Origin of the sequence: Spirillospora sp. CA-142024 (assembly GCF_050942325.1) — a bacterium.
Lineage (GTDB): Bacteria > Actinomycetota > Actinomycetes > Streptosporangiales > Streptosporangiaceae > Spirillospora.
In genome coordinates this window covers 5,330,789-5,356,129 of the sequence record NZ_CP192077.1, presented here as the reverse complement: position 1 = coordinate 5,356,129, position 25,341 = coordinate 5,330,789, and the positions used below count along the sequence as shown (strand labels likewise).

The window sequence follows — 25,341 nt, the reverse complement described above, 5'->3', positions numbered from 1 at the left end:
GGGCGAGCACTGGGGGCAGGCTCCAGAACGTGCCGGATCAGCCCTTGGACAGGAGCTTCTGGACGATCTCGACGTGATCACGGGAGTGCATGCTCTCCCGTTCGGCGAGCAGCGCGGCCTCCTGGACGCCCGACATCGCCTGCTCCAGATGGAGGTTCACGGCTCGCTTGGTATCGCGCAGCGCCTGGACGGGCAGTTCCGCCAGGCGCCGCGCGAACTTCATGGCCTCCTCCAGTACCGCGTCCTTGGGGACGACCGAGTTGGCGAGCCCCAGCCGGACGGCGTCCTCGGCATCGACCTTGCGGCCGAGGAAGAGCAGTTCCTTCGCGCGGGCCAGCCCTACGATCAGCGGCAGCACCAGCGCCCCGCCGTCGCCCGCGACAAGGCCCACCTGGACGTGCGGGTCGGCCAGGTGGGCGCCCTCCGCGATGAGCACGAGGTCGCTGAGGAGGGCGAGGCTGCAGCCCAGCCCGACCGCGGGGCCGTTGACGGCCGCGACCACGGGCAGGGGGCAGCGCACCATTCCGGTGACGATCCGGCGGGCCTCGTTGACGTTCTGGTCCCGGAACGCCGCGTCGCGCTGAACCCGGGTCATCACCTCGAAGTTGCCGCCGGCGCTGAAGGCGCGCCCGCGCCCGGTGAGCACGACGGCGCGGGCCCCGGAGTCGGCAGCGATGCGGTCCCAAACCTCGGCGAGCGCGGTGTGCATGCCCTCGCTCGCCGAGTTCAGCTGGTCGGGACGGTTCAGCTCCACCAGCCGGATCGGCCCGTGGGCGGTCACCGCCAGGTCGGGGGACAGGCCGTACATCGGACCTCCACATGGGTTGCTCGTCAAAGGTCATCCTAGTTGAATGGTCTAACTAAATATACGAAAAAGTTCGATGTCCGCGATGGAGGGGTGGCCGTGACCGGAGGAGCCCGGCGGGAGTACCGGACGCTGCTGACCGACGTGACGGACCATGTCCTGACGGTCACGCTCCATCGTCCCGACCGGCTGAACGCCTTCACGCCGCGCATGATGGACGACCTCCTCGCCGTGCTCGACGAGGCGGACCGCGAGGACGAGGTGCGCGCCGTGATCGTCACCGGTGCGGGACGGGCCTTCTGCGCGGGCGCCGACGTGAGCGCGGGGGGCGGTTCCTTCGACCATCGCGAGACGGGCGCCTGGCACCGGGACGTCGGCGGCCGGCTGGCCCTGCGCCTGTACGCGTCGACGAAGCCGGTGATCGCCGCGATCAACGGCCCCGCGGTTGGCGTGGGGGCGAGCATGACCCTGCCGATGGACATCCGGGTCGCCTCGGAGACGGCGCGCTTCGGGTTCGTCTTCGCCCGCCGCGGGATCGTCCCCGAATCGGCGTCCAGCTGGTTCCTGCCGAGAGCGGTGGGGGTGCAGCGTGCGATGGAGTGGGTGGCCACCGGGCGGCTGTTCGGCGCCGGAGAGGCGCACGCCGCCGGTCTGGTCCTGTCCGTGCACGAGCCGGACGAACTGCTGCCCGCCGCTCGCGGGATCGCCCGTGAGATAGCCGACAACACGGCGCCGGTGTCGGTCGCGCTCGCCCGCCAGATGATGTGGCGGATGCTCGGTGAGCCTCATCCCATGACGGCGCACCGGCTCGACTCCCGGATCATGAGCCAGATCGGCGGCGGCCCGGATCCGGTCGAGGGCATCGAGTCCTTCCTGGCCAAGCGCCCGCCGGACTTCCCGGGGCGGGTCAGCTCCGACATGCCGCCGATCTATCCGTGGTGGGAGGAAGAGGAGTTCCGGCCGCTGGACGAGGGCCGCGAGCGCCGTCCCTGACGATCGGCGCCACCCCGGTCGACTATGGCTATTTCAGCTAAATAGTTATACTATTCAAGCGGTTATCGCCCATTGAGCCCGCCCTCGCCCGTACAGGAGTGCCTGTGACCACGATCCGTCGCATGACCTTCGGTGATGTGATCCGCGAGCATCGCCGTTCCTTCGCCGGCGCCGACGCGCTCGTCGACGGCGACCTGCGTCTCACCTGGTCCGAACTCGACACCCGGACCGACCGGCTGGCCAACGCGCTCACCGGCGCGGGCGTGCGGGCGGGAGACCGGATCCTGTGGCTCGGCCAGAACTCGTTCCGCGTCTATGAGCTGCTGGGCGCCGCGGCCAAGATCGGCGCCATGGTCTGCCCCGGTTACTGGCGCTGGGCGGTGCCGGAGATGGTCTTCGCGATCGAGGACTTCGATCCGAAGGTGATCGTCTGGCAGCAGGAGGAGATCGGCGAGACCGTCGAGAAAGCGCGCGCCGAGGTGGCCGGCGGTACGGCACTGTGGCTGCGCCATGACGGTGACGGCGACGACGGGTACGAGTCCTTCCTCGCGTCCGGTGCCGAGGAGGACCCCGGCCTGGAGGTCGATCCCGATACCGCGCTGATGGTCATCTACACGGCGGCCATCAGCGGCCGGCAGTGCGGGTCGATGCTCTCGCACCGCAACCTGCTGGCGATGGGCGCCAACTCCGCGTGGATGGGCGACATCGGCCAGGAGGCGGCCTTCCTGAATGCCGGGCCGATGTTCCACATCGGCAACTACCAGATTTGGGGAATGCCGGTGTTCGTCCACGGCGGCAAGAACGTCGTGGTACGCCGTGCCGAGCCCGAACAGCTGCTCCCGCTGCTCGTCCGTGAGCGGTGCACGCACGCCTACCTCATGCCGCCGACCATCGCCCGCCTTGTGGAGCTCAACAAGGAGGCCGGGCACGACCTTTCGTTCCTGCGGGCCAGCATCGCCCCGCAGCTGTGGCAGGGAATGGCGACCACCGACACCAGTCGCTTCACCCGCAACGGCGGCGGCGAGGGCCGCGTCTACGGGCAGACCGAGGTGACCGGGCTCCCCGTCACGTCGGCGTTCGGGGGAGCCGGCACCGGGAACGCGGGCCGGCCGGGCCCGTTCGCGATGGTCCGGATCCTGGACCGCGACGGCCGGGAGTGCCCGGCCGGCGAGGCCGGGGAGATCTGCGTGCGCGGGGATCTGGTGCACCTGGGGTACTGGAACCGTCCCGAGATCAACGCCGAGCGCTTCCGGCACGGCTGGTGGCACACCACCGACCTCGGCCGAAGAGAGAGTGACGGCACGATCAGCTTCCTCGGCACCACGACCCGGATGCTCAAATCCGCGGCCGAGAACATCTTCCCCGCCGAGGTGGAGAACTGCCTGGAGTCGCATCCGGCGGTGCGCGAGGCGGCGGTGATCGGTGTCCCGAACGAGCGCTGGGCGCAGGACGTCAAGGCCGTCGTGGTCCTCCACGACGGCGCCGGGACGGGAGCCGACGATCTGATCGGGCACTGCCGGGAGCGCATCGCCTCGTACAAGAAGCCCAAGACCGTCGAGTTCCTCGACGCGCTTCCCCGTACGGCCGCGGGTGCCAAGGACTACGACGCGCTGGACGTGCGCTTCGGCGGCGGCGGCTACCCCGGCGCCGACACTCTCGGGGCGGGCCGCTGATGAGTCTCATGCCCGGCACCGGGGAGGCGGTGTGACGCCGCGGCAGGCCGTGGTGGTCGGCGTTCACGCCACGGAGCAGGCACTGTCGCTGCCGCACCGGACCGCGATGGATCTGGCGCTGGAGGCGGTGCGCGGGGCGATCTCCGATGCCGGACTGGCCCCGGCGGACGTCGACGGCGTCCAGCTCGACTGGCCGGGCCCCGGCGGCGTCGCGGGCGAGGGCAGCTCCTGGGCCCGCCTGTTCGGCCGGGACCTGCGCTGGACCAGCGACTCCATGCTGGACAACGCCGGTGCCCGCGGGTTGCTGAAGGCGGCCGCGGCCGTCACGGCGGGCCATGCCGACACCGTCGCGGTGGGTGGCTGCCGCCTGGTGTCGCGCGGTCCGGAGAACGCGCCCGTAGGCGCCGGCGCGCCCCTGGAGTTCACCGACGTCTGGGGCTCCTACGTCGTCGCGCAGTTCGCCCTGGTCGCCGCGCGGCACATGCACGAGTACGGCACCACCTCCCGCCAGCTCGCCGAGGTGGCGGCCACGATCCGCAACAACGGCTCGTCCAACCCCGAGGCGATGATGCACGGGAAGGGGCCCTACACCGCCGAGGACGTGCTCGCCTCCCGCATGGTCGCCACCCCGTTCCACCTCCTCGACTGCTGCATCGTCGGCGAGGGCGGCGCGGCGTTCGTGGTGACCACCGCCGAGCGCGCCAGGGACCTTCCGTGCACCCCGGTGGCCGTGCTGGGCGGGGGGATGGAGTACCACCAGGCGGCCTACGCCAACCCGGCCCTCTACCGGGAGGTCGGGCAGATCGGCCGGTACGCCTCGACCCGCGCCTACGGGACGGCCGGGGTCGACGCGCACGACATCGACGTCTTCTCCCTGTACGACCCCAACTCCTTCGAGATCATCCGCCAGCTGGAGGCCCTCGGAGTCTGCGCGGAGGGGGAGGGCGGACCGCTCGCGGAGAGCGGGGCCATCGCCCTGGACGGCAAGCATCCGGTGAACCCGGACGGCGGCTGCCTGTCCTACGCCTGGAACGGAACCCAGCAGATGACGCTCAAGGTCGTGGAGGCCGTCCGGCAACTGCGCGGTACGGCGGTGCACCAGATCGAGGACGCGCGGCTCGCGGTGGTCGGCAACGCGGGCTCGGGTGCGCAGCACTACGAGATGGCCGTGCTGGGGGAGGCCCGATGACCGCAGCGAAGCGAGGATCTTCGGGCCTCCAGGCCCGGGGGTCTGGGGGCCGCCCCCCAGAAAGGCAGGGCCCGATGAGCCGGCCGCTGCCCGTGCCGACGGAGCTCACCCGGCCCTTCTGGGAGGGGACCCGCCGGGGAGAGCTGCGGATACCGCGCTGCGCCGACTGCGGGGAGCGCTTCTTCGTTCCCGAGCCCGTCTGCCCGGGCTGCATGTCGGAGAACTGGAGCTACGAGCCGTCCAGCGGGCGCGGGAGCGTCTACTGCGTGACGGTCGTGCACCGGGCGCCCGGCCCTGGCTTCGAGGTGCCCTTCGCCCTGGCGGTGATCGACCTCGACGGCGGCGGAACGCTGCTCTCCCACATCGTGGACGTGGAGCCGCACTCGGTGGCGATCGGAACCCGGGTGCGGGTCTCCTTCCGCGCGCTCGACGACATCATCACGTTGCCGTGCTTCGTCCCGGAGGATCACTCCGACCCTCAAATACAGTCGAATCATTAGACTGTATCGACAGTCAGGAGAAGGTGTGGAATTGCAGGGCAGGGTCGCGATGGTGACCGGCGGCGGCCGCGGCATCGGGGCCTCGATCGCCGACGCGCTCGCGGCCCGCGGCGCGGCCGTCGCGGTGTGCGACGTCGACGCGGGCGCCGCCGGGAAGAGCGCCGCCGCGGTGGCCGGGCGGCACGGCGTCCGCGCCTTCGGCGTCGCCGCCGACATCTCTGACGGGGCCGCCGTCCGTTCCGCCGTGAGCGCCGTCATGGACGAGTTCGGGCCGGTCGACGTCCTCGTCAACAACGCGGCCGTGGACGTGGTGAAGAGCTTCGTGGACAGCACCGAGGAGGAATGGGACCGGATCATCTCGGTCAACCTCCGCGGCACCATCACCGTGACCCGCGCCGTCCTCGACGGAATGATCGCTCGCGGCGGCGGGAAGATCATCCACATCGCGTCCGACGCGGGCCGGGTCGGTTCGTCCGGCGAGGTCGTCTATTCCGCCACCAAGGGCGGTGTGATCGCCTTCGGCAAGGCGCTGGCCCGCGAGGTCGCCCGGCACGGCGTCACGGTCAACACCGTCTGCCCCGGCCCGACCGACACCGCTCTGCTCGGGCAGGTCGCCGACTACAGCCGGAAGATGTACGACGCGACGATCCGCGCGATCCCGCTTCGCCGCTCCGCCGAGCCCGCCGAGATCGCGGGGGTCGTGGCGTTCCTCGCGACGGACGCCGCCGCCTACATGACCGGCCAGACGCTGTCGGTCAGCGGCGGCCTGACGATGCTGTGAGGAACGCCCGCATGACCGAGACGCTCACCACCGAGTTCCTGACCACCGAGGTGCGAGGCCGCGTCGCCGTCCTCACGCTGAACCGCCCCGGCAAGCTCAACGCCATCGGGACGCCCCTGCTGGACGGGCTGGAGTCCGAACTGCGCCGGCTGCGCGGCGAACACGACGTCCGCGCGCTTGTCATCGCCGGCTCGGGACGCGCCTTCTCGGCCGGGGCGGACCTGGACGAGATCGAGGGCTGCGCCGGCCCCTACGACTTCCGTGCGTTCGTCCACCGGACGACCGACGTGTTCGGCCTGCTGGAGGCGTACCCCAAGCCGTCGGTGGCCGCCGTCCACGGGTTCGCCTTCGGCGGCGGGCTCGAACTGGCCCTGGCCTGCGATCTGCGGGTCGCGGAGGCAGGCGCCCGGCTCGGCGTGCCGGAGATGAAACTCGGCGTCCTGCCCGGAGCGGCGGGCACCCAGCGCCTTCCCAGGCTCGCGCCGCCCGCGATCGCCAAGCAGATGATCCTCACCGGTGAGCCCATCACCGCCGAGAGGGCCCACGAGGTGGGGCTGGTCAACGAACTCGCCGAACGCGGTGGCGCGCTCGACGCTGCGCTGGAACTCGCCGGCCGGCTGGCGGCCGGCGCGCCGCGCGCCCTGGAGGCGGGCAAGCATCTCGTGGATCGCGGCCTCGCGATGGACCTGGGGCCTGCGATCGCGTACGAGCGGGAGACCGTGACGGCGCTGTTCACCACGCTCGACCGCGAGGAGGGCCTGAAGGCGTTCCGGGAACGGCGGGAGCCCGAGTTCCAGGGCCGGTGACCGGCGCCGAGACAAGGAAGATGACCATGGACTTCAGCTTCAGCGAGGAGCAGGAGGAACTGCGCGAGGTCGTGCGCTCCTTCCTCGCGGCGCATTCGGCGGAGGCCGACGTACGCCGGATCTCCGAAGGCGGGCAGGGCTATGACCCCCAGGTGTGGGGGCGCATGGCCGGCGAGCTCGGGCTCCAGGGGCTCGCCGTCCCGGAGGAGTACGGCGGCGCGGGCTTCGGGTACGCCGAACTCGGGATCGTCTTCGAGGAGATGGGCCGGGCGCTGCTGTGCGCACCGTACTTCGCCTCGGTCGCCCTGGCCGCCGAGGCGCTGCTGCGCAGCGGTGACGACCTGGCCGCCAAGGACCTGCTCCCGGGGATCTGCTCCGGGACCACCGTCGCGACCCTCGCGCTGACCGAGGAGGACGGACACTGGACCGAGGACGGCGTCCGCCTCACCGCTGCGCGGGCCGATGACGGGTGGGCGCTGTCGGGTCTCAAGACGTACGTGCCGGACGGCCATCTCGCCGACCTGCTCCTGGTCGTCGCGCGCGGTGAGGACGGCATCAGCCTTTTCGCGGTCGACGCCGCCGCGCCCGGCCTCACCAGGACCCGGCTGCCGACCCTGGACCAGACCCGCGAGCAGGCCCGGCTGGAGTTCGCCGGCACGCCCGCGCGGCTCATCGGACAGGCCGGGACGGCCTGGCCGGTGGTCGAGCGCACTCTCGCCACGGCGGGGATCCTGCTGGCCGCCGAACAGGTCGGCGGCGCGGCGGCCACACTCGCGACGGCGGTCGAGTACGCCAAGGTCAGGGTGCAGTACGGCCGCCCGATCGGCTCGTTCCAGGGCATCAAGCACCTGTGCGCCGACCTTCTGACCGAGCTGGAGTCGGCCCGTTCGGCCGCGTACGGCGGACTGTGGGCCCTCCAGTCGTCCGACGAGCAGGAGATCCGCGTCGCGGCGGCCCTGGCCCAGGTCTACTGCTCGGAGGTCTTCACGCGGGTGGCGGGCGGCAGCATCCAGGTCCACGGTGCCATCGGCTTCACCTGGGAGCACCCGGCACACCTGTACTTCAAGCGGGCGAAGAGCGCCGAGACGCTCCTCGGCTCGCCCGCCCACCACCGCGAGCTCCTGGCCACGGCGCTGGGGCTGTGACCGCGTGGCAAGCGGGGTCCGGTGCGGTCCAGAGGAGGAATCGATGATGGAGTTGCGGTTCGGCGCGGAGGTCGAGGACTTCCGCGAGGAGGTGCGTACCTGGCTGGCCGAGCACCTGGTCGGCGAGTTCGCCGCGCACCGCGGTGTGGGAGGCCCCACTGACGGTGAGGCGTGGGAGGTCCGGCTCGCCTGGGACCGGGAGCTGGCGGCCGGGGGCTGGCTGGGCGTCGGCTGGCCGCGGGAGTACGGCGGGCGCGGTCTGGGCCTGCTGGAAGAGATCGTCTTCGAGTACGAGTACGCGCGGTCCGGGGCCCCCTACCGGGCCACCGGCAGCGCCCTCGACCTGCTCGGCCCCATGCTGCTCGCGATGGGCAGTGAGGAGCAGCGGCGGCGTTTCATCCCGCGCATCCTGGCCGTCGAGGAACTGTGGGGCCAGGGGTTCAGCGAGCCCGGTGCGGGATCGGACCTGGCGTCCGTGCGCACCCGTGCCGAGCTGGACGGGGACGATTGGGTCGTGAGCGGTCAGAAGGTGTGGACCACCTTCGGCACGCACGCCGACTGGTTGTACGTCCTGTGCCGGACCGACCCCGACTCGAAGCGGAGCAAGGGTCTCAGCATGCTGCTGATCCCGGCCGACCAGCCGGGCGTCGAGGTCCGTCCCATCCGCTCGCTGGCCGGGCAGGACGAGTTCGCGGAGGTCTTCTTCACCGACGCCCGGACACGGGCCGACATGGTCGTCGGCGAGGTGGGCCAGGGCTGGCGGACCGCGATGGGCACGCTCGGCATCGAGCGGGGCGCCACGCTCCTGCCGCTGCAGCTCACCTACGAGCGCGAGATGGACGCGCTGCTGGAGCTCGCCCGCGAGCGCGGGGCGCTGACCGATCCGATGCATCGGCGCTCGCTGCTGGACGCGTGGATGTCGGTGCGGATCATGCGCACCACCAACCTGCGCACGGTGTCCGAGCTGCTGCGGGGGCGTACTCCGGGCCCGCAGGCGACGACGGCCAAGCTGTACGCCTCGACCAACCACCAGCGGCTCGGGCATCTGGCGATGGAGATCGCAGGTGCGTCCGGGCAGATCGTCGGGGACGGATACGGCCTGGACACGCGGCAGCGCACGTTCCTGATCTCGCTCGCCGAGACCATCTACGGCGGAGCGAGCGAGGTGCAGCGCAACATCATCGGTGAGCAGGTGCTCGGGCTCCCGAGAGACCCGAGACCGGTGTGAACGAGGTCGGATCGGGGTCCGCGCCGTCCCCCGCCGGGCCCGGTCTCCTGGAGCGGCTCGCCCGGATCGAGTCGCATCAGGCCATCGGGCAGCTGCCCATCCGCTATGCGATCGCGGTCGACTCCAGGGATCTGGACGCGTGGGTCGCCTGTTTCCGCCCGGACGTGGACATGGGCCGGCGGGGGACCGGCAGGGCGGCGCTGCGCGCGTACATCGAGCCCCTCGTCCGCGGTTTCTACCGCTCGGTGCACCAGATCTGCGGGCACCGCATCGAGTTCACCGATCGCGACCACGCCACGGGCGCCGTCTACTGCCGGGCCGAGCACGAGGTCGGCGACCGGTGGATCGTGATGGCGATCTGTTACCTGGACGACTACGTCCGGATCGACGGCGAGTGGTACTTCTCCCGGCGCAGGGAGAAGCACTGGTACGCCGCCGACGTGACCGAACGTCCCCAGGCGGTGGGGTTCACCGGCTGGGACGGGGCCGCCGAGCCTCCGCTGCCCGCCGGATTCCCGTCCTGGGCGCTCTTCTGGGACGGCGACCCGGCGGTCGAGGGGCTCACGGGACGGCCGTGAGCGGTGCATTCACCATCTAAGGAGCCAGTGCATGTCCGAGAAGAAACTGTGCGAGGGACGCGTCGTCGTGATCACGGGCGCCGGGAACGGGCTCGGGCGGGCGCACGCGCTGGCGTTCGCCGCCCAGGGGGCCAAGGTGGTCGTGAACGACCTCGGCGGGAGCCGTGACGGTGACGGTGCTTCGAGCGGTCCGGCGCAGCAGGTGGCCGACGAGATCGTCGCCGCAGGCGGCGAGGCCGCGGCCAACACCGACGACATCTCGTCCTGGGACGGCGCGCGGCGGCTGGTCGCCCAGGCCGCGGAGACCTTCGGCGGCCTGGACGTCCTGGTCAACAATGCCGGCATCCTGCGTGACCGGATGGTCGTGTCGATGACCGAACGCGACTGGGACGGTGTGCTCGCGGTGCACCTCAAGGGCACTTTCGCGACCCTGCACCATGCTGCCGCGTACTGGCGTGAGCAGGCCAAGAGCGGCCGGGCGGTGGACGCCAGGGTCATCAACACGACGTCTCCTTCGGGGTTGTTCGGCAGCGTGGGCCAGGGCAACTACGGTGCCGCGAAGGCGGGGATCGCGAGTCTGACGATCATCGCCGCCGCCGAGCTGGGCCGCTACGGCGTCACGGTCAACGCGGTGGCGCCCACGGCGCTGACCAGGCTGACCGAGGACATCGAGTTCATGCGGGACGCGGCGGCGAAGGCCGACCTGAGCCCGGAGGCGATCTCGCCGCTGGTGGTGTGGCTGGGCTCGGCCGCGTCCAGGGACGTGACGGGCCGGGTGTTCGGCGCGATGGGAAACCGGATCACGGTGCTCGAAGGCTGGGTCAACGGCCCGTCGGCCGATTCCGCGGACCGGTGGGAGCCCGCCGCCCTGACCGGTGTCGTGCCGGGGCTGGTGGCCGAGGCCGCGCCCAACGCCGACGGGATGGGCGAGCGCGCCGTGCGCTGAGCCGCGTCCCGCCGTCACCGGTCCGCCGGCTTGCAGCTCACACCTATCTCATAGAATAATCTAACTAAATTAACTCTTAGTGAAGCCGAGGTGGGTGCATCGTGGACTTCGCCCTGACCGATGAGCAGGAGTTGCTGCGTGCGACCGCACGCGAGTTCGTCGCGGACGTCTGCCCGGCCGAGCGGGCCAAGGAGTGGGACGAGCGGTCGACCGTGCCTCCCGAGCTGTTCAAGGGCATGGCAGAGCTCGGCTGGTTCGCTCTTCCCTTCGCCGAGGAGGACGGGGGCGACGGCGGAGGACCGCTGGAGCTGATCCTCATCGCCGAGGAACTGGGACGGGCGAGCTTCGACGTCGCGATGTGCTACATCGGCGTGCTGATCCCCGGGCTCACGGTGTTCCGCTGGGGCGGCGAGGCACAGCGGGCCTTCATCCGCGACCAGGTCATGACCGGCCGCCACCGGCTCGCGGTCGGGCTCAGCGAGCCCGACACCGGCTCGGACGCGGCGGCGCTCCGCACCCAGGCCGAAGACCGGGGGGACCACTACCTGGTCAACGGGCAGAAGGCGTGGTGCACCGGGGGCGGGCTGCCGGACACCACGATCGCGACCTACGTCCGCACCGGCCCGCGCGAGCCCAAGCACGGCGGGATCAGCCTGCTGCTCATCGACCCCGCGGCCGAAGGCGTCGAGGTCAGGCGCACGCCCACGCTCGCCCGGCACATCCTTGGCACCAACGAGGTCTTCTTCAACGACACGGTCGTTCCGAAGGAGAACCTCGTGGGGCCGCCGGGCGAGGGTTGGAAGGTGATGCTCTCCAACATCGAGCTGGAGAAGGTCATCATCTCCGGCGGCTACCTCGGCGCGGCGCAGGCCACGCTGGACGAGATGCTGGAGTACTCCCGCGACCGGCACGCGTTCGGACGGCCGATCGGCAACTTCCAGTCCCTCGGCCACGCCATGGCCGACCTGCAGACCGAGATCGACTCCGCCCGCCTGCTCGCCTACCGGGCCGCCTGGCTCCTCGCGCAGGGCAGGCCGTGCACCCGCGAGGGGTCCATGGCCAAGCTGAAGGGGTCGGAGACCTACGTCAGCGCGGCGCGGCTGGGCATGCAGGTCTGCGCCGGGCACGGGTTCTCGACCGAGAGCGTCATGAGCTTCCGCTACCGGGAGTCGATCGTCGCCACGATCTCGGGCGGGACCAGCCAGATCCAGCGCAACGGGATCGCCCGCAGCATGGGCCTGCGTACCTACTGACCGTCCGGGACCGCGGCGGACCGGTCCCTCTGGGCCGGCTCGCCGAAGGAGCCACCGGGGAGGTGGATCATGATCGATCCGATGGACCGTTCGGTCGTCGGCCCGCTGGCCGCCGGGATCGATCCCGGCAGGCTGGAGGTGCTGCTGCACCGCGTCAGGCTGGAGGTCGAGGACGGGTCGCTGCCGTCGGTACAGCTGGCCGTCGCCCGGGAGGGACGGCTGGTCGCCTTCGAGACCTGGGGCGACGCCGATCCCGGCACGCGGTACATCCTGCAGTCCGTGGGCCGGTCCGTGGTGGCGGGCGTGGTGTGGAAACTGCTGGGGGAGGGGCTGCTGCGCCTCGACGAGCGCATCGCCGAGATCATTCCCGAGTTCGCGCCGAACGGGAAGGAGGCGGTGACGGTCGAGCAGGTCCTCACCCACACCGCCGGCTTCCCGTTCGCGCCGCTCGGCTACCCGAAGATGTGCGACCGCGAACGGCGGCTCGCCGCGTTCGGCCGGTGGCGGCTGGACCACCCGCCCGGTACCCGGTTCCAGTTCCATCTGACCTCGGCGGCGTGGCTGATCGCCGAGATCGTGGAACGGCGGACGGGCCGGCCGTTCGCGGACTACCTGCGTGAGCAGGTCACCGGCCCCCTCGGGCTTCGCAGTCTGGAACTGGGCGTGCCGGTCGAGCGGCAGAAGGAAACCGTCGCCCCGATGATCGCCACCGACCGCACCAGCGAGGACCAGGAGCCCGACCCCTGGGGTGCCTGGTACCTGTCCGCCCCCGAAGTGCTCGCCGCGGGCGAACCCGGCCACTCACTCGTCGGCACGGCCGCGGACGTCGCGCTGTTCTACCAGGCCCTGGAACACTCCGAGCTGTGGCGGCGCGAAGCGGTCGAAGAGGGCAGGCGGATGCGCTTCGCCGAGCGTCCCGCCGGGGACGAGCTTTACGGTGGCGGCAGCAAGCGCGTCGGGATGGGCTTGTTCGTGACGGTCGCCGGCCCCGACGCCGGCGGGAACCTGCCCTCGACCGGCTCGCCCGCCCTCTACGGCAACAGCGGGGCCGCCTACCAGCTGGCCTTCATGGACCCCGAGACGGGCCTGTCGTTCGCCTGGCTGTGCAACGGCTACCCGCTGGCCGGCTACGACCTTTCACGCCGGGGGAGCGCTCTGCTCACCAACGTCGCCAACCTGGCCGCCGATCTGCTCTGAGCCCTCCCCGGCTGGCCGCGGGGACGGTCCAGACGCGCGGCACCTTGAACGCCGCGAGCCGGGACCGGGCGAAGGACTCCAGCTCGCCAGGCTCGGCGGACGTCCCCGGAGCCCCCCACCTCGGATGATCATTTCTCGCCTCGCCGACCAGATGGACCGGGTGGTCAGAGGCCCAGCGAGCGGCCGACGATCTCCTGCATGATCTCCGACGTGCCGCCGAACACGCGCTGGACGCGGTTGTCGCGCCAGATACGGGCGATCTCGTACTCGTTGACGTAGCCGTAGCCGCCGAAGAGCTGCATGCAGCGGTCGATGACCGCCCAGGCGGTCTCCGACGTCCAGTACTTGGCGGCGGCGGCGTCCTCGGCGGTCAGGTGCCCCTCCACCAGGGCCATGGTGCAGCCGTCGACGTAGACGCGGGCGGCGTCGAGCTTCGCGCGCGCGTCGGCGAGCGCGAACCTGGTGGCCTGGAAGCTGCCGATCGGCTGTCCGAACGCGGTCCGCTCGCCCGCGTACTCCAGCGCGATCGTGAACGCGCGTTCGGCCGCCGCGAGCGAGGAGACGGCGATGGCCAGGCGCTCGGTGGGCAGGTTTCCCATCATGTGGTAGAAGCCGCGGCCCTCCTGCCCGATCAGGTTCTCGGCCGGCACCCGGACGCCCCGGAAGAACAGCTCGGCGGTGTCCTGCGCCTTCATGCCGACCTTGTCGAGCTTGCGGCCGCGTTCGAACCCGTCGGCGCCGCGCTCCACGACGATCAGGCTGATTCCCCTGTGCCCGGCCTCGGGATCGGTCTTGCAGGCGACCACCACCAGGTCCGCGAGGATCCCGTTGGTGATGAAGGTCTTGGAGCCGTCGACCACCCACTCGTCGCCGTCGCGGCGGGCGGTGGTGCGGATGCTCTTCAGATCCGATCCGGCACCCGGCTCGGAGAGGGCGAGCGCGCAGATGGTCTCGCCCCGGACCACGCCGGGCAGCCAGCGGGCCTTCTGCTCGTCGGTGGTGAGGTTCATCAGGTACGGGGGGATGACGTCGTTCTGCAGGCCCAGCCCGATCCCGACCGAACCGGTCGCGGCCATCTCCTCGGCCATGATCGCGTTGTAGCGGAAGTCCCGGACGCCCTGGCCGCCGTACTCCTCGGGGAACTCCCAGCCGATCAGCCCGGCCTTGCCCGCGGCCGTCCAGGCCTCCCGTTCGACCTGGCCCGCGCGCTCCCACTCGTCGGCGTGGGGGGCGCACTCGCGCTCGAAGTACGCGCGGGCGGTCTCGCGGAACAGGTCGTGTTCCGCGGTGAAGATCGTTCGACGCATCTGGCTGCCTCCGGGACGGACGGGGAATCGGCCTGCACCGCGGCCGGTCGTGCAGGTTGACGATAGATTAGTGTATATAGCTAAATGATTCATAGATGCTTCCGATGAGAACGGATGGAGGCCCGGTCCGACACGCCTCGCGCGGGGGCTCCCGCCCTGGGGCGCGCGGCGGCCCTCGTGAAAGGACCAGACACATGCCGGTGATCAGGCTCCCGGTCGAACCCGGGCACATCCTCACGTTCGCTCGCGCGATCGGCGACGACGATCCGGCCTACCTGGCCGCCCTCGCCGGCCCGCATCCGCGCGCGGTCGCGCCGCCGACCTTCGTCATGAGTTCGGCGCACTTCGACGACGACTACCCCTTGCGGCCCAGGCCCGGCGAGGAGTGGTTCGGTTCCGGCGCGGGTCCGGGAACGGCCAGGGAGGGCGGCGGTGGCCTGCACGCCGAGCAGCACTTCGAGTACCACCGGCCCGTGCGCGCTGGCGACGTCCTGACGGCCGAGACCAGGCCGGGACGCGGCTGGGAGAAGAAGGGCCGGGCCGGACTGCTGCGCTTCACCGAGACGATCACCGAGTACCGGGACGCCGAAGGCCGCCTCGTGGTCACGGCCCGTTCGGTGGGCGTGGTGACCGAGGCGCCGGTGTCCGGGCCTTCGGCCCGCGGCGGAAGGGAAGAGAGCTGATGGCCGTTCCGAGGGACGAGATCAAGGTCGGCGAGACACGTGAACGCGTCGTCGTCGAGGATCTGAAGCGCACGCGGATCGTGCAGTACGCCGGGGCGTCCGGCGACTTCAACCCGCTGCACACCGACCAGGAGTTCGCGGTCGCGAGCGCCGGTTACCCGGGAGTGTTCGCGCACGGGATGCTGACGATGGGCATGACCGGCCGCGTGATCACCGAATGGTTCGGCAGGGAGAACCTGCTGCGGTTCGGCGTCCGTTTCAAGGCCCAGGTGTGGCCCGGCGACACGCTGACCGTCACCGCGACCGTCGAGGACATCGCCGCCGACGATCACGGTCCGGTGGCCGAGTTGTCCCTCCGCACCGTCAACCAGGACGGCGTCGAAGTCGTCGCCGGCACGGCGGCGGCCCGGCTCGACGGCGGGGCATGACAGTGCGACGCCAAGCGGAGGCGACGATGACCGGTGGACTTTCGGAGGCGGGACCCCACGGGACGGACGAGGCGCCGGTCATTCTCAGCGAGCTGACCGATGACGGCGTGCTTCTGCTGACCCTGAACCGGCCGGAGCGCCACAACGCGTGGACTCTCGACATGGAATTGCTCTACAACGAGCTGTTCGACCGTGCCGAGTCCGACCCGGACGTGCGCGCGGTTGTGCTCACCGGCGCCGGCCGCGGCTTCTGCCCGGGGATGGACATGAGCGTGCTGGACGCCGCCTCGTCCGGGGCGAAGCCGTATCCGACGGACCGGCTTCCGCCGCGCACCCGTCCGCTCGACTGCCCCAAGCCCGTGGTCGCCGCCGTGAACGGGGCCTGCGCGGGCATCGGGTTCAACCAGGCGCTCATGTGCGATGTGCGCTTCGCCGTGCCGAAGGCCAAGTTCGCCGCCGCCTTCAGCCGCCGCGGCCTGGTCGCCGAGGACGGCGTCGCGTGGATCCTGCCGCGTGTGGTGGGCTACGGGCACGCGAGCGACCTGCTGCTGTCCTCCCGCCCGGTGACGGGGACCGAGGCCGTGGACATGGGGCTGGTCAACCGCCTGGTGGAGCCCGCGGACCTGCTGGCGACGGCGCTGGAGTACGCGGGCGAACTCGCCCGCCAGTGCAGCCCGTACGCCATGTCGCTGATCAAGCGGCAGTTGCGGGACGACCAGGCCCGCGGCTTCCCCGAGGGCAACCGGGACGCCCGCGCGCTGCTCGTGGAGGCCAGGAAGGCCCCCGACTACCGGGAGGGGGTGCGCAGCTTCATCGAACGGAGGCCGCCACGCTTCTCCGGCCTCGGTGATGCAGAGCGTTCCGGTGGTGGGAAGGAGGCCGGATGAACGGCGGCATGCGGCTGGACGGAAAGGTCGCGCTCGTCACCGGGGCAGGTCAGGGCGTGGGACGCGGCGTCGCGCTGGCACTGGCCGCAGAGGGCGCGGCGGTGGCCGTCACCGGTCGTACGGAGAGCAAGCTCCATGCCGTCGTCCGTGAGATCGCGGATCGCGGTGCCAAGGCCCATCCTGTGACCGGTGACGTGGGGCGCCGTGAGGATGTCGAACGGATGGTCGCCGAGTGCGTCTCCGCCTTCGGAAGGCTCGACATCCTGGTCAACAACGCGCAGTCTTCGGTACAGCGGCTGCTGAAGGACACCGGTGACGAGGACGTCGAACTGGCCTATGGCACTGGTCCGCTGGCGACCTTCCACGCAATGCGGGCAGCGCTGCCGCACCTCCGCATGCAGGGGGGAAGCATCGTCAATTTCGGATCGTCCACCGCCGTGCTCGGGGATCCCACGTTCGGCTCGTACGCGATGGCCAAGGAGGCGATCCGGGGCCTCACCCGGACGGCGGCCCGTGAGTGGGGTCGCTACGGCATCCGGGTCAACACCATCTGTCCCGCCGCCCTGAGCCCGGCCGCCGCCGAGTACCGGGACGCCGATCCCGAACGCTTCGAAAAGGTCGTCCAGCAGATCCCGCTGGGACGCATGGGAGATCCGGAGCAGGACATCGGACGCGCCGTCGCGGCCCTGGTCAGCGACGACATGGCCTATCTCACGGGCGCCACGCTGATGCTCGACGGCGGCCGCACGCTCCTGGGCTGACCTCCGAGACGCGACGGGACCCGGCCCCTGCGTCCGGGCCCGGCGTCCCGGTCGCTCATCGTCTAATTAGATCAGTTCACTCTAATGTGGGAGTTGGTGGCATGCTTTTGCAGGGCAAGGTCGCGTTCATCACCGGTGCTGCTCGGGGGCAGGGACGCAGCCATGCAGTCCGCATGGCCCGGGAGGGCGCCTCGATCATCGCGGTGGACGTCTGCTCGCCCGTGTCGGCTGACAACGGCTACCCCGCGTCCAGTCCCGCCGATCTGGAGGAGACCGTCCGGCTCGTCGAAGCGGAAGGCGCCTCGATCGTGGCCCGGCAGGCCGATGTCCGGGACTCCGCCGCGCTCGAAGCGGTGCTCAAGGAGGGCGGCGCGCGGCTGGGCGCCCGGCTCGACGTGGTCGTGGCCAACGCGGGCGTCTGCAACTGGGGCAGGTTCTGGGAGATCTCGGACGAGCAGTGGCGGACGATGATCGACATCAACCTGACCGGGGTGTGGCGGACGCTCAAGGCGGCCGTGCCGTACATGATCGACGCGGGCAACGGGGGGTCGATCATCACCGTCAGCTCGGTCGCGGGCATCAAGGCACTCCCGGGCCAGGGGCACTACAGCGCCGCCAAGCACGGCATCGTGGGACTGACCAAAACGGCGGCCATCGAACTCGGCGAGTACGGGATCCGGGTGAACTCCGTGCACCCCTGGGGCGTGCTGACCCCGATGGGCGAGGACCCGAACGTGAATGAGCTGCTCTCCCGTCATCCCTCCTATGGAGCGTCGTTCGCCAGCCTCTTGCCCGGCCTTCCCATCGCCGAGCCAGGGGACATCTCCGACGGGGTGCTCTGGCTGGCGTCCGACCTGTCCCGGTCGGTCACCGGAACCCAGTTGACCCTCGACATGGGTGCCACCAAGGTCTAGGCGGCCTTCGGGTGAGCCCGGCCTGCTCAGTCCGAGAGACCGAGCAGGTCGATGGCCGCGACCACCATCGCGGCGGGATCGTCGCTCCCGTCGGAGCGCACCCACGCGTTCCAGCCGACGATCGCGGCACTGGACACCGCCGCGGCGATCACGGCCGGTTGGATATCGCCGTGCGGCGTCTTCATGCGGCGGCCCAACTCGGCAGGTACCGATTCGTCGAGGACCGTCTCGCCCAGATCCTTCGACCACAGATCGGGCGCGGCCACCAGAACGCGGGCCACGGCGTGCACCCTGGGCCGGTCGCCGGGCTCGACATGGGAGGTCTGCTCGTACGCCGCACGAAGCGCGGTGACGGGTCCCTCACCCTTCGGCCGAGCCTTGAGCGCCTGGATGAGGCCTTGCCGCAACGAACGCCTGTAGCGCCGCAGCACCTCGTCCTTGGTCGCGAAGTAGCGGAAGAACGTGCGCTGTGACATGCCGGCGGCCTCGGCGATCTCGTCCACGGACACCGTGTCGTAGCCGCGCTCCGCGAACAGCCGGATGGCGATCCGGGCCACGTCGTCCTGGACGAGGCGCCTGCGCCTGGTCCGGAAGTTCTCGGTGGGGGCGCCGGAGCTCGGAAGCGCGCCGGTGTCCAGCCCGCCGTCGGCGGAGCGATCGGGGAGCATGACGCCTCCTGGCGGTCACGGTCGTGGTGGGTTCTGCGTCGCGGTGCGTTCAGCATGGCATGCGGGTACCGGCGGTGAGTTCGCCGCTTCGATCCGTTGACTAATGACAGAAGCAGACTTTATTGTCAGCCACTGTCACAGCCAAATCGGCCCGGGAGCGCGCTCATGATCAGATCGGCCGCCGCTGCGGCGAGGACGTCCCCGCAACTCGATGTCGCCGCTCTCGCGGACTGGATCGACGGGCGCCTCGGCGAACCCGGCGCCCCGCTCACGGCGACGCGGATCGGGACGGCCACCGGCATCGGGAACGCACTGTTCGAACTGCGTGTGGGGGAGGACTCCTACGTCCTGCGCAGGCCGCCGCCGGTGCTCAATGACGCGAGCGCCTCGAACATGGTCCGTGAGTGGCGCATCCTCACCGCTCTGGAAGGCACGCCCGTCCCGCATCCGGCGCCGCGCCTGCTCTGCGAGGACCCCGGCGTGATCGGCGCGCCCTTCCTGGTGATCGGCAAGATCGTCGGCTTCACGCCGGGTTTCGAGATGCCGGAACCGTTCGGTTCGGACCCGGCCCTCCGGCGGGGGCTGGCGGAGGCCTACGTGGACGCGCTCGTCGACCTCGCCGAGGTCGACTGGCGCGCACGAGGACTCGAAGGGCTCGGCAAACCCGACGGCTTCCTGGAACGGCAGGTGCCGCGATGGCTGGCACAACTCGACCGCTACCGCACGCGGGACCTGCCGGAACTGGACTTCGTGACCGGCTGGCTGGAGCGCAACCGCCCGTCCGGCAGCGCCCCCGCCCTCATCCACGGTGACTACAGCCCGTTCAACGTCATGGTCGCCCCGGCCCCGCCGCCGCGGCTCGCCGCGGTCATCGACTGGGACACCGGCACGGTCGGCGACCCGCTGCTGGACATCGGCCACCTGGTGGCGCGCTGGACGGACCCGGGCGAGGAGCCGGTCCTGACACCGCTGCCCGGCCGTCCAGGAGGCGACCCCACCCGGTCGGAACTCGTCGCGCGTTACGCGCGGCGGTCGGGGCGCGACGTCTCCGCTCTGCCGTACTACGCCTGCCTGGCGCTGTTCAAGCTCGGCGTGATCCTGGAGGGCACCTATGCGCGGGAGGCGCGGCGAGGAGTGCCGGAGGAGAAGAACAGCATGGCCGTCATGGTTCCCCGGCTGATGTCCGCGGCGGCGGAGTTCGCCCGCGGCGAGCGCGGCCTGTGATGGGCGGGACCGGCCGCGCGCACTACCGGCAGATCTCCTGAGGAGGAACGGACATGTGGGAGTTCTCCACCGAGCCCGATTTCGCCGCGCGTCTGGAGTGGATGCGCGAGTTCGTCCAGGAGGAGGTCGCACCCCTGGAGGTCCTCTGGCCGCACCACCACCACCGGGTTCCGCCACCCTGGTTGAAGAAGGTGATCGATCCCCTCAAGGACGAGGTCCGCCGGCGCGGGCTGTGGGCCTGTCACCTCGGCCCGGAACTCGGCGGGCAGGGGTTCGGTCAGGTCAAGCTCAGCCTGATGAACGAGATCCTGGCGCCCTACCAGTGGGGACCCACGATCTTCGGTGTCCAGGGGCCCGACACCGGCAACGCCGAGGTTCTGGCGCACTACGGGACGGCCGAGCAGAAGAGGCGGTATCTGCGGCCGCTCCTGGACGGAGAGCTGTTCTCCGCGTTCTCGATGACCGAGCCGCACGGCGGCTCTGACCCCACCGGATTCCGGTGCCGTGCGGTCCGTGACGGCGACGGCTGGATCATCGACGGGGAGAAGTTCTTCACCTCCAACTCCGAGCAGGCGGCGTTCCTCATCGTCATGGCGGTGACCGACCCCGACACCGCCCCGCACCGCCGGATGTCGATGTTCCTGATCCCCCGCGACACCCCCGGTATCGAAACCGTGCGGCCGACCCGGTACATGGGCGAGCCCGCCGAGGCGATCGACCACGCTTTGCTTCGCTACAACGGCGTACGGGTACCCGCCGATGGCCTGCTCGGCGAGCCTGGTCAGGGCTTCGAGATCGCGCAGACCCGCCTCTCCGGGGGACGCGTCCACCACGCAATGCGCGCCGTCGGGCAGGCCCAATACGCCTTCGACATGGCCTGCGAACGGGTGCTGAGCCGGACCACCCGGGGCCAGTCGCTGGCCGACCGGCAACTCGTCCAGCAGGCGATCACCGACAGCTACGCGCAGATCGAACAGTTCCGGCTGTTCGTACTGCGCACCGCGTGGCGGATCGACCAGGGGCACGGCTACACCGCCGAGGTCCGGCGTGACATCGCCGTGGCGAAAGTCCTCTCGGCGCGGGTCGCGCATGATGTCGTGCACCGCGCAATGCATCTGCACGGAGCACTGGGGGTGTCCGACGAGATGCCGTTCTCGACGCTGTGGCAGCTCGTTCCCGGCTACGGCATCTGGGACGGCCCGACCGAGGTGCACCTTTCGGCCGCCGCACGTCTGATCCTGCGTGACCGCGAGCCGGCACCGGAGGACTGGCCCACGCAGTGGTTGCCCGCGAGGGTCGCCGCGGCCCGCGCCAAGCACGCCGAGGCTCTCGCGGCCCAGGCCACCGAGGCACGGGAGACCAGGCCGAAGGAGGCCGGGGTGTGAGCGACCCGCCTGCGGGGACGCTACGCGCCTGCCATCAGGCGGACGAGGAGGTCATCCTCTGGATGAGCCAATGCTGGTAGCGGCGGAAGCGGCGCAGTGCCCCTGGATCGCTCGGCGGGCTTCGTCGGCCTGTGGCGTCCAGATATCCGGCCTGCAGGTAGCCGTGGACCGTCCAGACGATGGTCCACAGGGTCGCCTCGGCGTCGACCTCCGGCCCCAGGGCCGAGCGGACCAGGCCGATCGTCTCCTGCAGCAAGGGGCCGACGATCTCGTCGTCCAGTCTGGTGACGTCGCTGGCGTCGGACATCCAGCGGTGGGTCAACAGCTTGGGTACCTCCGGGTTCTCCAGGCTGTAGTCCAGGTACATGTCCGCGAATTGAGCCAGGCCGCTGCCGTCTGGTGTGAAGGTTTCGCGCAACGACGCCATTCTGTTGCGCCACCGCTCAGCCGTCAGCTCGTTCACCCGCATGTACAAGCCCTGCTTGCCGCCATAGCGATCGGGCACCGTGCCGGGATCGACACCGGCGGCATCGGCGATCATCCGATTGGAGGTCGCGTCGTAGCCCAGTTCCGCGAAGAGCCGCGCGGCGGCGGATCGCACGCGGGCCTCCTCCGTGTCGGCGGTGGCATCGGCAGGCCGCCCGGCCGTTCCGCGTTCTGCCATCGTCGTCACCCCCACGTCTAGCTGCGGAAACACCTCATTTCACAGTACAGAACAGCCTCAGCCGGCAGGGGGCGCCTGTCTGCTCCGCACAGCGGAGGGAGGGCGCTCAAGGGGCCTGATGCCATGGCGGCGCCTGATGGGCGATGATGACCGGTAATGGATTCTCCTTCGCCGAGATCGCGGCGCAGTCCGTCGACGGTCCGGTCCCTGGTGTTGCGGGCCGCGCGAGAACTGTTCGCCGAGCAGGGATACGCCCAGGCCTCCACAAGGCAGATCGCGCAGCGGGCGGGCGTCACGCAGGCGCAGGTCTTCCGGCATTTCGGCTCGAAGCCCAGGTTGTTCGTAGAGGCCGCCTACCAGCCGTTCCACGACTTCGTCGCCGACTATGTGCACCGCTGGGCCGAGCAGGGGCACGGCATGGACAGTTCCGTCCACGACACCGAGGTCTTCGTCGACGGCCTGTACCGGCTCCTGCTGGAGAACCAGAGGCTGCTGGGAGCGATGTCGGGATCGGCGGCCGTCGACGTGCCGGAACTGGGCACCGAGACGGCGGCGTTCCTGCGCGAGGTCTTCGACCGCCTGCAGAGCGAGGTCGCGCTCGAGAGCGGGGCCAAGGGCGGCAAGACCATGGACCCCGCCTACGCGGTGCGGTTCGCTTTCGCGCTGGTCTTCGGCGTGTCCGCCCTGGACCAGGCGTTGTTCCCCCCTGGCGACCGGCCGGGCCGTGCGCAGATCGTCGGGGAGATGTCCGGCTTCATCCTGCGCGGATCGTCCATCCCGGAGTCCTGACCGCCGCACGCGTACGGCGGGTTCATCGAAGGTAGCAGCGATATCTTGACGCGCTTCGCGCCGCCTGGCAGTGTGAGCTACAACGCAATCATTCAGCTATTTCAATTTTTTCGACGGTTGGCCTCTGGCCGGCGAACGGAAGGAGCTGAGGTGTATGCGGGTCACAGTGGATCCCACCCGATGCCAAGGGCACGCGCTGTGCGTGATGAACGCGCCGGGAGTGTTCGACCTGGACGACGAAGGACATGCCGGCGTCCTGACCGATCCGGTGCCGGAACGCCTGGGCAAGGCGGCACGCGAGGCCGAGGGCGGATGCCCGGAGCGGGCCATCACGATCGAGCAGCAGCCGCGCGGACGGCGCGGGCAGGAGGGATGAGCATGGAGGACGAGTCGGTCGCCCCTGCGTTCTGTGCCGCACACGGGCTCTCGACGTGGGATGAGCGCCATCCGCAAGCGGCCTTCACCGAACTGTCCGGGCAGGCCTGCCCGGTGCGGCCGGACGGCACGCTCGTCGTGGCCAACCGGCAGGAAGTGGTCGACTTCCTGCGCCATCCGGCCGTTCGCGCGACTGATGGCGTGCACTACAACCTCGGTGGCAAGCGTCCGCTGATCCCTCTGGACCTGGACGGTGACGCGCATCGCAAGTACCGGAGGCTGCTCGATCCGCTGTTCACGCCCAAGCGCGTCGCCCGCCTGGAGCCGCTCATCCGCGCCCGCACCAACGCGCTGATCGACGCGTTCGCGCATGCGGGCTCCGCCGACCTCATGCCCGACCTGTGCGGGCCGTTGCCCACCCACCTTTTCATCGATCTGCTGGGACTGCCCACGGCGGACCTTCCCCGTTTCCTGGAGTTCAAGGAGGCCGTCGTCCGGCCGAAGGGGGCGACGGAGGAGGAACAGCAGGCGTACATGCGGGCCGCCGGCGACCGGATGTACGAGTACCTGGAGGCCGTGCTGGCCGAGCGCCGGGCGGAGCCACCGCGCGACGACGTGCTCGGCGGCTTCCTGACCACCGAGCACGAAGGCCGGCGGCTCACCGACCAGGAGATCATCGATGTCTGCTATCTGCTGGTGATCGCGGGCCTGGACACCGTGACCTCCTCGCTGTCCTGCCTGCTCGCCTGGTTCGCCGAACACCCGGTCGAACGCCGGCGGGTGGTCGCCCATCCCGGGCTGCTGAGGAAGGCGGTGGAGGAACTGATGCGCTTCGAGTCGCCGGTGCCGCTTGCCCACCGGTGGGTGGTCGAAGACATCGAGGTGGGCGGCCGCCGCTTCCCCGCCGGAGCGAAGGTCGAAGTGGTCTGGGCGGCGGCGAACGCCGATCCGGCTGCGTTCCCTGAGCCGCTGACGGTCGATTTCGATCGCCCCCGCAACGCGCACATCGGGTTCGCCGCCGGACCGCATCGGTGCCTCGGCTCGAATCTGGCCCGTCTCGAGTTGCGGGTGGCGATCGAGGAGTTCCACCGGCGCATCCCCGACTACGAGATCACCCCAGGGGACGAGGTGGTCTACACGAACTACGGCGTCCGCGGCGCGATCCGGTTGCCGATCACCTTCCCGGTCCGCTGAGCCCGGCGGGGCCGCCCCCAATCACGAGGAGAGACATCATGAGTGGTCGTCTGGACGGCAAGATCGTCCTGATCACCGGAGCGGGATCGGGCCTTGGGCGGGAGAGCGCGCTGCTGTTCGCCGCTGAGGGCGCGGCGGTGGTGGTCACCGATCTGATCCCGGACCGCGTCGACCGGGTCGTCGAAGAGGTACGGGACGCCGGCGGCCGGGCCGTCGGGGCCAAGGCCGACGTGCGCGAGGCACAGGACGGCGTTGACGCGGTGGCGCTGGCCGTGGACACGTTCGGACGGCTGGACGTGCTGATGTGCTCGGCCGGGGTGCCCGAGGAAGGATTCGGAACGCTGGCGTTCGAGGAGATCTCCGTCGAGGGCTTCACCTCGATGCTGGCCACGAACCTGACCGGCGTCTTCCTGGCCGCGCGGGCCGCCGTTCCGGTGATGAAACGGCAGCGACGCGGAACCATCCTCGCCGTCTCCTCCATGGCCGGCTTCGTGGCCTACCCAGGGTTCCCCGGCTACGCTGCGGCCAAGCACGGCGTCAATGGGCTGGTGAAAGGCATGTCGCTGTCGCTCGGCGGTGACGGTATCCGTGTCAACGCGCTGTGTCCGGCGCACGGCATGAGCGTCAACTTCGCGATGCCGCCCGATGCCGACGTCCTCGGGAAGAGCTACGAGCAGATGCAGCCGTGGGATCCCGCGGCGACCTCGATTCCGCTGAAGCTCGACCGCCCGCCGACGCTTCGCGACAACGCCAACGCGGCGCTGTTCCTGGTCTCCGACGAGTCGGCGTACATCTCGGGCGTGTGCCTGCCCGCGACCGACGGCGGCAACCTGGCTCGGACATCGATCATCTTCCCCGGCGATCTCGGTGGCGACGCCGGCGTCCTGCCACCACAACTCGCGGGCGAGATCAGCGAGGCTTGAACTTCGAGCGCGGCCACCGGTGGGCTTCGCAAGCCCCCGCCGGCT

General features: G+C 70.5%; 27 protein-coding genes. 23 read left to right on the top strand and 4 right to left on the bottom strand.

Features of this window, described 5'->3' with window-relative positions:
* Positions 1-37 precede the first annotated feature (37 nt).
* The gene (locus tag ACQPZP_RS25740; protein WP_433472280.1) at positions 38-808 is read right to left on the bottom strand and encodes an enoyl-CoA hydratase/isomerase family protein; all 771 of its coding nucleotides are present in this window, start codon (positions 806-808) and stop codon (positions 38-40) included.
* A 96-nt stretch (positions 809-904) separates the two neighbouring features.
* On the opposite strand from ACQPZP_RS25740, the gene ACQPZP_RS25735 reads away from it, so the two are divergent.
* From ACQPZP_RS25735 to ACQPZP_RS25680, 12 genes are all read left to right on the top strand, one after another.
* A complete protein-coding gene (locus ACQPZP_RS25735; RefSeq protein ID WP_433472279.1) occupies positions 905-1,798 on the top strand; it encodes a crotonase/enoyl-CoA hydratase family protein in 894 nt (297 codons plus the stop codon).
* Positions 1,799-1,920: 122 nt separating this feature from the next.
* Positions 1,921-3,471: an AMP-binding protein gene (locus tag ACQPZP_RS25730; protein ID WP_433472278.1), complete on the top strand. Its 1,551-nt coding sequence runs from the start codon at positions 1,921-1,923 to the stop codon at positions 3,469-3,471.
* Positions 3,472-3,502: 31 nt separating this feature from the next.
* Positions 3,503-4,660, top strand: coding sequence for a thiolase family protein (locus ACQPZP_RS25725; RefSeq protein WP_433472277.1), 1,158 nt, complete (start codon positions 3,503-3,505; stop codon positions 4,658-4,660).
* 74 nt (positions 4,661-4,734) lie between these two features.
* Positions 4,735-5,160, top strand: coding sequence for a Zn-ribbon domain-containing OB-fold protein (locus ACQPZP_RS25720; RefSeq protein WP_433472276.1), 426 nt, complete (start codon positions 4,735-4,737; stop codon positions 5,158-5,160).
* A 25-nt stretch (positions 5,161-5,185) separates the two neighbouring features.
* A complete protein-coding gene (locus tag ACQPZP_RS25715) occupies positions 5,186-5,941 on the top strand; it encodes a glucose 1-dehydrogenase (protein WP_433472275.1) in 756 nt (251 codons plus the stop codon).
* Positions 5,942-5,952: 11 nt separating this feature from the next.
* Positions 5,953-6,747, top strand: a complete 795-nt coding sequence (locus tag ACQPZP_RS25710; protein ID WP_433472274.1) for an enoyl-CoA hydratase/isomerase family protein — start codon at positions 5,953-5,955, stop codon at positions 6,745-6,747.
* A gap of 26 nt (positions 6,748-6,773) precedes the next feature.
* Entirely contained in the window at positions 6,774-7,892 is a 1,119-nt protein-coding gene (locus tag ACQPZP_RS25705; RefSeq protein ID WP_433472273.1) for an acyl-CoA dehydrogenase family protein, read from the top strand.
* A 43-nt stretch (positions 7,893-7,935) separates the two neighbouring features.
* The gene (locus tag ACQPZP_RS25700; RefSeq protein WP_433472272.1) at positions 7,936-9,120 is read left to right on the top strand and encodes an acyl-CoA dehydrogenase family protein; all 1,185 of its coding nucleotides are present in this window, start codon (positions 7,936-7,938) and stop codon (positions 9,118-9,120) included.
* Positions 9,117-9,698: a nuclear transport factor 2 family protein gene (locus ACQPZP_RS25695; protein ID WP_433472271.1), complete on the top strand. Its 582-nt coding sequence runs from the start codon at positions 9,117-9,119 to the stop codon at positions 9,696-9,698. The genes ACQPZP_RS25700 and ACQPZP_RS25695 overlap by 4 nt, the downstream gene beginning before the upstream one ends.
* A 31-nt stretch (positions 9,699-9,729) precedes the next feature.
* On the top strand, positions 9,730-10,644 hold the full coding sequence (locus tag ACQPZP_RS25690) for an SDR family oxidoreductase (RefSeq protein WP_433472270.1): 915 nt from the start codon (positions 9,730-9,732) through the stop codon (positions 10,642-10,644).
* Positions 10,645-10,745: 101 nt separating this feature from the next.
* Positions 10,746-11,897 (top strand): acyl-CoA dehydrogenase family protein, encoded by a 1,152-nt coding sequence (locus ACQPZP_RS25685; protein WP_433472269.1) that lies wholly within the window; start codon positions 10,746-10,748, stop codon positions 11,895-11,897.
* Positions 11,898-11,966: 69 nt separating this feature from the next.
* Positions 11,967-13,094, top strand: coding sequence for a serine hydrolase domain-containing protein (locus ACQPZP_RS25680; protein WP_433472268.1), 1,128 nt, complete (start codon positions 11,967-11,969; stop codon positions 13,092-13,094).
* Between the two features lie 164 nt (positions 13,095-13,258).
* Here ACQPZP_RS25680 and ACQPZP_RS25675 read toward each other — a convergent pair whose 3' ends face one another.
* Positions 13,259-14,401: an acyl-CoA dehydrogenase family protein gene (locus ACQPZP_RS25675; protein WP_433472267.1), complete on the bottom strand. Its 1,143-nt coding sequence runs from the start codon at positions 14,399-14,401 to the stop codon at positions 13,259-13,261.
* Between the two features lie 194 nt (positions 14,402-14,595).
* On the opposite strand from ACQPZP_RS25675, the gene ACQPZP_RS25670 reads away from it, so the two are divergent.
* The 5 genes from ACQPZP_RS25670 (at position 14,596) to ACQPZP_RS25650 (ending at position 18,074) form a co-directional block, all read left to right on the top strand.
* Positions 14,596-15,084 carry an FAS1-like dehydratase domain-containing protein gene (locus ACQPZP_RS25670; RefSeq protein ID WP_433472266.1) on the top strand — a complete coding sequence of 163 codons (489 nt, stop codon included), beginning with the start codon at positions 14,596-14,598 and terminating at the stop codon, positions 15,082-15,084.
* The gene (locus tag ACQPZP_RS25665) at positions 15,084-15,512 is read left to right on the top strand and encodes a MaoC family dehydratase (RefSeq protein WP_433472265.1); all 429 of its coding nucleotides are present in this window, start codon (positions 15,084-15,086) and stop codon (positions 15,510-15,512) included. Before ACQPZP_RS25670 ends, ACQPZP_RS25665 begins: the two co-directional genes overlap by 1 nt.
* A gap of 26 nt (positions 15,513-15,538) precedes the next feature.
* The gene (locus ACQPZP_RS25660; protein WP_433472264.1) at positions 15,539-16,399 is read left to right on the top strand and encodes an enoyl-CoA hydratase-related protein; all 861 of its coding nucleotides are present in this window, start codon (positions 15,539-15,541) and stop codon (positions 16,397-16,399) included.
* Complete coding sequence (locus ACQPZP_RS25655; RefSeq protein WP_433472263.1) at positions 16,396-17,160, top strand: SDR family NAD(P)-dependent oxidoreductase; 765 nt, start codon at positions 16,396-16,398, stop codon at positions 17,158-17,160. The genes ACQPZP_RS25660 and ACQPZP_RS25655 overlap by 4 nt, the downstream gene beginning before the upstream one ends.
* A gap of 101 nt (positions 17,161-17,261) precedes the next feature.
* Positions 17,262-18,074, top strand: coding sequence for a mycofactocin-coupled SDR family oxidoreductase (locus ACQPZP_RS25650; RefSeq protein ID WP_433472262.1), 813 nt, complete (start codon positions 17,262-17,264; stop codon positions 18,072-18,074).
* Positions 18,075-18,100: 26 nt separating this feature from the next.
* Here the strand turns inward: ACQPZP_RS25650 and ACQPZP_RS25645 are convergent, their stop codons facing one another.
* Complete coding sequence (locus ACQPZP_RS25645) at positions 18,101-18,742, bottom strand: TetR family transcriptional regulator (protein WP_433472261.1); 642 nt, start codon at positions 18,740-18,742, stop codon at positions 18,101-18,103.
* 165 nt (positions 18,743-18,907) lie between these two features.
* On the opposite strand from ACQPZP_RS25645, the gene ACQPZP_RS25640 reads away from it, so the two are divergent.
* Both ACQPZP_RS25640 and ACQPZP_RS25635 read left to right on the top strand, forming a co-directional pair.
* A complete protein-coding gene (locus ACQPZP_RS25640; protein ID WP_433472260.1) occupies positions 18,908-19,966 on the top strand; it encodes a phosphotransferase family protein in 1,059 nt (352 codons plus the stop codon).
* 53 nt (positions 19,967-20,019) lie between these two features.
* Positions 20,020-21,351: an acyl-CoA dehydrogenase family protein gene (locus ACQPZP_RS25635; protein WP_433472259.1), complete on the top strand. Its 1,332-nt coding sequence runs from the start codon at positions 20,020-20,022 to the stop codon at positions 21,349-21,351.
* A 34-nt stretch (positions 21,352-21,385) separates the two neighbouring features.
* Here ACQPZP_RS25635 and ACQPZP_RS25630 read toward each other — a convergent pair whose 3' ends face one another.
* Positions 21,386-22,015, bottom strand: a complete 630-nt coding sequence (locus tag ACQPZP_RS25630) for a TetR/AcrR family transcriptional regulator (RefSeq protein ID WP_433472258.1) — start codon at positions 22,013-22,015, stop codon at positions 21,386-21,388.
* Positions 22,016-22,228: 213 nt separating this feature from the next.
* On the opposite strand from ACQPZP_RS25630, the gene ACQPZP_RS25625 reads away from it, so the two are divergent.
* From ACQPZP_RS25625 to ACQPZP_RS25610, 4 genes are all read left to right on the top strand, one after another.
* Entirely contained in the window at positions 22,229-22,804 is a 576-nt protein-coding gene (locus tag ACQPZP_RS25625) for a TetR/AcrR family transcriptional regulator (RefSeq protein WP_433472257.1), read from the top strand.
* A gap of 154 nt (positions 22,805-22,958) precedes the next feature.
* Entirely contained in the window at positions 22,959-23,180 is a 222-nt protein-coding gene (locus ACQPZP_RS25620) for a ferredoxin (RefSeq protein ID WP_433472256.1), read from the top strand.
* Positions 23,177-24,373 carry a cytochrome P450 gene (locus ACQPZP_RS25615; protein WP_433472255.1) on the top strand — a complete coding sequence of 399 codons (1,197 nt, stop codon included), beginning with the start codon at positions 23,177-23,179 and terminating at the stop codon, positions 24,371-24,373. The genes ACQPZP_RS25620 and ACQPZP_RS25615 overlap by 4 nt, the downstream gene beginning before the upstream one ends.
* Positions 24,374-24,411: 38 nt before the next feature.
* Positions 24,412-25,296 (top strand): SDR family NAD(P)-dependent oxidoreductase, encoded by an 885-nt coding sequence (locus ACQPZP_RS25610; RefSeq protein ID WP_433472254.1) that lies wholly within the window; start codon positions 24,412-24,414, stop codon positions 25,294-25,296.
* Positions 25,297-25,341: the final 45 nt, after the last annotated feature.